Source organism: Coprococcus sp. RTP21204st1_G4_RTP21204_210225 (assembly GCF_040915385.1).
Taxonomy (GTDB): domain Bacteria; phylum Bacillota; class Clostridia; order Lachnospirales; family Lachnospiraceae; genus Allocoprococcus; species Allocoprococcus comes.
Genome location: NZ_JBCPDP010000041.1, coordinates 1 through 5246, shown reverse-complemented (window position 1 = coordinate 5246; position 5246 = coordinate 1). Strand labels below are relative to the sequence as shown.

At 42.3% G+C, this 5246-nt stretch carries 6 protein-coding genes and 1 tRNA gene; 2 read left to right on the top strand and 5 right to left on the bottom strand.

Going from position 1 to position 5246, the window contains the following annotated elements:
• Positions 1 to 237 precede the first annotated feature (237 nt).
• The 5 genes from AB5213_RS16815 to AB5213_RS16795 form a co-directional block, all read right to left on the bottom strand.
• Positions 238 to 325 (bottom strand) — tRNA-Ser (locus AB5213_RS16815).
• A gap of 223 nt (positions 326 to 548) precedes the next feature.
• Positions 549 to 1280, bottom strand: a complete 732-nt coding sequence (locus tag AB5213_RS16810) for a 1-acyl-sn-glycerol-3-phosphate acyltransferase (RefSeq protein ID WP_117836198.1) — start codon at positions 1278 to 1280, stop codon at positions 549 to 551.
• A 3-nt stretch (positions 1281 to 1283) separates the two neighbouring features.
• Positions 1284 to 1853 carry a Fe-S-containing hydro-lyase gene (locus tag AB5213_RS16805; RefSeq protein WP_368277000.1) on the bottom strand — a complete coding sequence of 190 codons (570 nt, stop codon included), beginning with the start codon at positions 1851 to 1853 and terminating at the stop codon, positions 1284 to 1286.
• Positions 1854 to 1900: 47 nt separating this feature from the next.
• The gene (locus AB5213_RS16800; RefSeq protein ID WP_022220240.1) at positions 1901 to 2341 is read right to left on the bottom strand and encodes a C-GCAxxG-C-C family (seleno)protein; all 441 of its coding nucleotides are present in this window, start codon (positions 2339 to 2341) and stop codon (positions 1901 to 1903) included.
• 135 nt (positions 2342 to 2476) lie between these two features.
• On the bottom strand, positions 2477 to 3319 hold the full coding sequence (locus AB5213_RS16795; protein WP_055248668.1) for a fumarate hydratase: 843 nt from the start codon (positions 3317 to 3319) through the stop codon (positions 2477 to 2479).
• A 195-nt stretch (positions 3320 to 3514) separates the two neighbouring features.
• Here AB5213_RS16795 and bioB point away from each other — a divergent pair, with 195 nt between their 5' ends.
• A complete protein-coding gene (gene bioB, locus AB5213_RS16790) occupies positions 3515 to 4486 on the top strand; it encodes a biotin synthase BioB (RefSeq protein WP_055297481.1) in 972 nt (323 codons plus the stop codon).
• 50 nt (positions 4487 to 4536) lie between these two features.
• Entirely contained in the window at positions 4537 to 5094 is a 558-nt protein-coding gene (locus AB5213_RS16785; protein ID WP_368276999.1) for a biotin transporter BioY, read from the top strand.
• The last annotated feature ends 152 nt before the right edge of the window (positions 5095 to 5246 follow it).

The following is a 5246-nucleotide window of genomic DNA, read 5'->3' as shown; positions in this document are numbered from 1 at the left end:
AATTTTCAGGGTTTGTTGTCTATTGTTCAGTTATCAATGTTCTTTTTTGTTGTTGCCGTTTCATGCGACAGCTTTTACATTATATCAAAGTGTTTCATGTTTGTCAACAACTTTTTTAAATTATTTTTTGTTGCTTTTTTGAATCTCTCAAACAGCAACTCTGATATATTATCATATATCTTCTTGCTTGTCAATAACTTTTTTGAAGTTTTTTTCAAAAATTATTTTCAAACAAAACGGAGAAAGAGGGATTCGAACCCTCGCGCCGGTTGCCCGACCTACACCCTTAGCAGGGGCGCCTCTTCGGCCTCTTGAGTATTTCTCCTCAGCCCGATCCAAGGTCTGTATTTAACTGTGTGTTTACATACTTTTAATGTAACTTCACAGCGCATTGATAATTATACCTAAGAACCCTTTTTCTGTCAACGGTTTTTTCGATTATTTTTTTCTTTTTTTAAGTTTGTTTTCTAATTATCTATATATAGAAGAAACAGACTCTTTTTCACTATATCTAGCAAAGAGTCTGTCCTTTTTACCTTATCTTTATTTTATGCTTCCTTTGGTTCATATTCAGATATGGTTTCTTCTATTCTTCTTTTTACTTCTTTTGCGATCTCTGTCGTCTTCATATTTTGATATTCTTCATAATAAATCGGTTCCAGGAAATGTACCTGTACCGTTACCGGTGCGATACTATTTGTATCAAACGGTTTAAAAGAATCAATCAACGCAATCGGTATGATCGGGCATTTCGCTTTTGTTGCCGCCTTGAAGCTTCCACCTTTAAACTCAAGAAGCTTGTTCCCCATCTTCGAGCGGGTTCCTTCTGCAAAGATCAGATAGTTTCTTCCTTTCTTTACTTCCTCTGTAACATCCATGATCACTTGCATAGACTGACGGATATCTTCGCGGTCGATCATGTAGGCCTTCATACATTTAAATGTCTGCTTGAGAAGTGGAACATTTGCCACTTCTTTTTTTGCCACCACCGAAAACGGACGCGGGCAGGCATCAACAATTGCGAGTACGTCATAAAGCCCTTGATGATTCGGAAAAAACATAAACCCTCCCTCTTTGGGGATATTTTCTTTTCCATATGCTTCGATTGTTACATTTCCGCCTTTATTGGCTCTTTTGACAATATATTTCAGAAGCTTATATCGGGTGATCTCCGGATACTTGTCTACGTGCGCGGCATAGTAACACAGCTTGCACCACATAAACGGAACAAGCAGAATATTCCGAATTACCATAAGTGCAATTCTTTTTACACAATTCATTCCCTATTCCTCCGCATACTCTTTGACGGCTGTCTCGTATAAATTATTGCCCTCGGAGTCGATCACAACAATTGCCGGAAGGTCTTCGATCTCCAGGCGGCGGATCGCTTCTGTGCCAAGATCATCATATGCGATCACATCTGCTCTTTTGATACATTTTGAAAGAAGCGCGCCTGCTCCTCCGACTGCTGCAAAATAAACTGCTTTATTTCTCACGATTGCATCCCGGACAGCCTGACTTCTTTTCCCTTTTCCTATCATTCCGCCAAGCCCCAGATCCAGAAGGCGTGGTGCATATTTGTCCATCCTGCTTGCTGTTGTCGGTCCTGCTGAGCCGATCGGTCTTCCTTCTCTCGCCGGAGATGGTCCCATATAATAAATCATCTGATTCTTAATATCAAGTGGAAGCTCTTTTCCTTCCGAAAGCACTTCATCCATTCTTTTATGAGCAGCATCACGGGCAGTATAAATAACTCCCGTAAGATATACATAATCTCCTGCTCTTAAATCCTGTATTTCTTCCTTTGCTACTGGAACTGTAATATGTCTTTCCATATTCTTTTCCTTCCTGATTCTTTTTCTGTATTCTGCTGCGGCGTTTTTAACCGCTAACAAGAGTCTTATAATTCTCTTAAAATAATTTCAGCCAGTTTCTCAACTGTAAAGTCTACAAAACTAATGCACTGCGCTTTTCTCTCCGGAGAATTTTTTTCTTTTCCTCTTGTCAGCACACGACAGCAGGTTGCTCCGCAATGTTCTTTAAATGCGTCGTGAAACTCTTTCGTCAGCCGCTGGCATTTCAAAAAGGCTTCATCTCCAGGTGTTCTTCTTCCGAAAAAATAGCCGATGCACATGGTTGCTCCTGCAAGCGCACCACAAATACAGCCACCATCTCCGAGCCCCCACGGGAATCCGGATGACATAGCGATCGCATCATCTGACAGATCAAGATCAAAGCCCTTTTTGATCGCATAGATTACCGACTCTGAACAAGCGAACCCTTTCTGAAAAATCTCAACCGCATCTTTTCGCATTGCGTCTACGTCTACATTTGTATTCATAATTATCCTCTTTTCATTTTCCTTTAAATATTACACACATCCTCTCACCGGGCAGAAACCATTTGTAACATGCTTCATCTTCGCACGAGTACATATTTTCGGCACGGAAAGTCTTTTCAGAATCCCCCCGGTAAATTAAATAGTGCGGATCACATGGCGGTTAACATGACAGCAAATATTTACAGCTACCGGAAGTCCGGCAATATGAGTCGGATAAGTGTTGACATTGACAGCCAGCGCGGTTGTACTTCCCCCAAGTCCGCCCGGTCCGATTCCAATCTTGTTGATCCGCTCCAGTAATTCTTCTTCCAGTTCTTTTACATATGGAATGTCTGAATGGCTTCCGACTTCTCTTGTAAGTGCTTCTTTTGCCATCAGTGCGCATTTTTCAAATGTGCCGCCGATTCCCACGCCGACAACCATCGGAGGACAGGCATTCGGACCGGCATCTTTTACTGCCGTAAGAACTGCTTCCTTTACTCCTTCGATTCCGTCTGCCGGTTTCAGCATAAATACACGGCTCATATTTTCGCTTCCAAAGCCTTTTGGTGCGACCTTGATCTTCACCTGATCGCCCGGAACAATTTTATAATGAATGATTCCCGGTGTATTATCTTTTGTATTCTCTCTGAGAATCGGATCTTTCACGACGGATTTTCTCAGATATCCGTCAACATAACCCCGACGGATCCCTTCATTTACCGCATCTTCCAGGTTGCCGCCTTCGAAATGTACATCCTGTCCGATCTCAAGAAATACGACTGCCATTCCAGTATCCTGGCAGATTGGGATCATATCTTTTCCGGCGATCTTCAGATTATCCTGAAGCTGGCTTAATATCTTTTTCCCCAGTGGTGACTTCTCTGTTGAAACTGCATTTTTCATCGCAATGTCCATATCTTTTGAAAGAAAATGGTTCGCTTCAATGCACATTTCTTTGATATTCTTTGAAATCTCTTCCACGTTCAATGTACGCATTGGTTTTTCCTCCTGCATTTCATAATCTGATTTTTATTATACTATGGTTTTTTTTCATCTGCAATGTAATCATCTTCAAATAAACCAGTATTACCTCCAATTGTTAACCTTATAAAATTTTAAGTTGACATTCTCTCTTTTGCATGGTAAAGTGTGAAATGTATTTGATATTTTTTTACCAAGGAAGGTTTACTTATGATTTCTGAAATTGAAACAACTACAGATCCGGTGCTTTCACGAGAAGATGCGATTGCAATCCTGAATACACCGGACGAAGAACTCGATCAGCTCATTGCACAAGCTGAAAAACTGCGCAGAAAATATAAGGGCAATCATGTAAGTATTCATATTCTTACCAATGCCCGCAGCGGTAACTGCTCACAGGACTGCGCTTACTGTGCACAATCCTGTCGTTCAAAAGCCGATATCGACAAATATAAGTGGGTAGCTGATGAGAAGTTATATAAAGATAATGATTTTGTAAATGAACATCATCTTTCCAGACACTGCATCGGACTCAGCGGTATGAAATTCACCGACGAAGAGATCGAAGAACTGGCTTCTAAGATCCGCAAGATGAAGGAAGACGGAACCCACCTTTGCTGTTCCATCGGATTTCTTACTGAAAAACAGGCTCTAATGTTAAAAGAAGCCGGACTCGACCGGATCAACCACAACCTGAACAGCAGCCGGGCTTACTACAGTCACATCTGTTCTACCCATACTTTTGAGCAGCGCGTTCAGAATATTAAAATGCTTCAGAGACTTGGATTTGAAATCTGCAGTGGCGGAATCATTGGAATGGGCGAAAGCAAAGAGGATGTTGTTGATATGCTTCTGGAGCTTCGTGAAATCCAGCCGGAAGCTCTGCCGATCAACTTCCTGTTGCCAATTCCGGGAACTCCGCTCGGTGATGCCGATATTTCCGAACTCACAACTGAGTATTGCATGAAGGTTCTCTGCCTTGCAAGACTTCTGGTTCCGCAGTCAGATATCCGTTGTGCTGCCGGACGTGAGGTTTATTTTAAAGGTGAAGAAAAGAAGCTTCTCAGCGTTGTAGATTCCATCTTCGCTTCCGGTTATCTGACCGCAGATGGTCAGGGAATCAAAGATACGATCCGGACGATTACGGATGCCGGTTTTACATATGAGATCGAATCTGCTTAATTTATTGACACGCCGAAAATTATTAACATTCTAAAAGGAGAATACTTAACATGACTCAAGGAAACGCTCAGACACTTAGAACTACCAACACTTACGCAATGGCTGTCACCGCTCTTATGACCGCTGTCACCTGCATTCTTGCACCGCTTTCCATACCGATCGGACCGGTGCCGATTTCACTTACCAACTTTGCAATTTATCTTTCTCTCTATCTTCTGGATTGGAAGAAAGGAACGATCAGCTATATCCTTTATCTTCTTCTCGGACTTGTGGGACTTCCTGTATTTTCCGGATTCACCGGAGGAATCGGCAAGCTTGCCGGACCAACTGGCGGATATATCATTGGTTTCATCCCAATGGCAATCATTGCCGGTATTGTAATTGACAAATTCAGTCAGAGATGGATCCAGATTCTTGGAATGATCGTTGGAACTGCAATCTGCTATGCATTCGGAACTGCATGGTTCTGCATTCAGGCAGGTTACACTGTATCTGCTGCCCTTGCAGTATGTGTCATTCCATTTATCCCGGCGGACCTGATCAAGATGGTGATCGCCATGATCATCGGACCTGAAATCCGCAAAAGACTCGGAGCTGTTGCACAGTAAGATGCACGGCGTCTGCCAGAATATTTGAAGTCTGGCAAAATAATAATTCAGCCCCCTCTACAAAGTCCGGAAAGCCTGGTATGCTCCCCGTCAAGAGGACAATAAAAAATAATAAATTTTTGTATCGTCAGCCATGCTATGGCTGGCGATAT

Coding starts and splice junctions, on each gene's coding strand:
- bioB (WP_055297481.1), top strand. CDS start 3,515: ATGATTTCTGAAATTGAAACAACTACAGATCCGGTGCTTTCACGAGAA.
- AB5213_RS16810 (WP_117836198.1), bottom strand. CDS start 1,280: ATGAATTGTGTAAAAAGAATTGCACTTATGGTAATTCGGAATATTCTG.
- AB5213_RS16800 (WP_022220240.1), bottom strand. CDS start 2,341: ATGAATACAAATGTAGACGTAGACGCAATGCGAAAAGATGCGGTTGAG.
- AB5213_RS16795 (WP_055248668.1), bottom strand. CDS start 3,319: ATGCGTACATTGAACGTGGAAGAGATTTCAAAGAATATCAAAGAAATG.
- AB5213_RS16785 (WP_368276999.1), top strand. CDS start 4,537: ATGACTCAAGGAAACGCTCAGACACTTAGAACTACCAACACTTACGCA.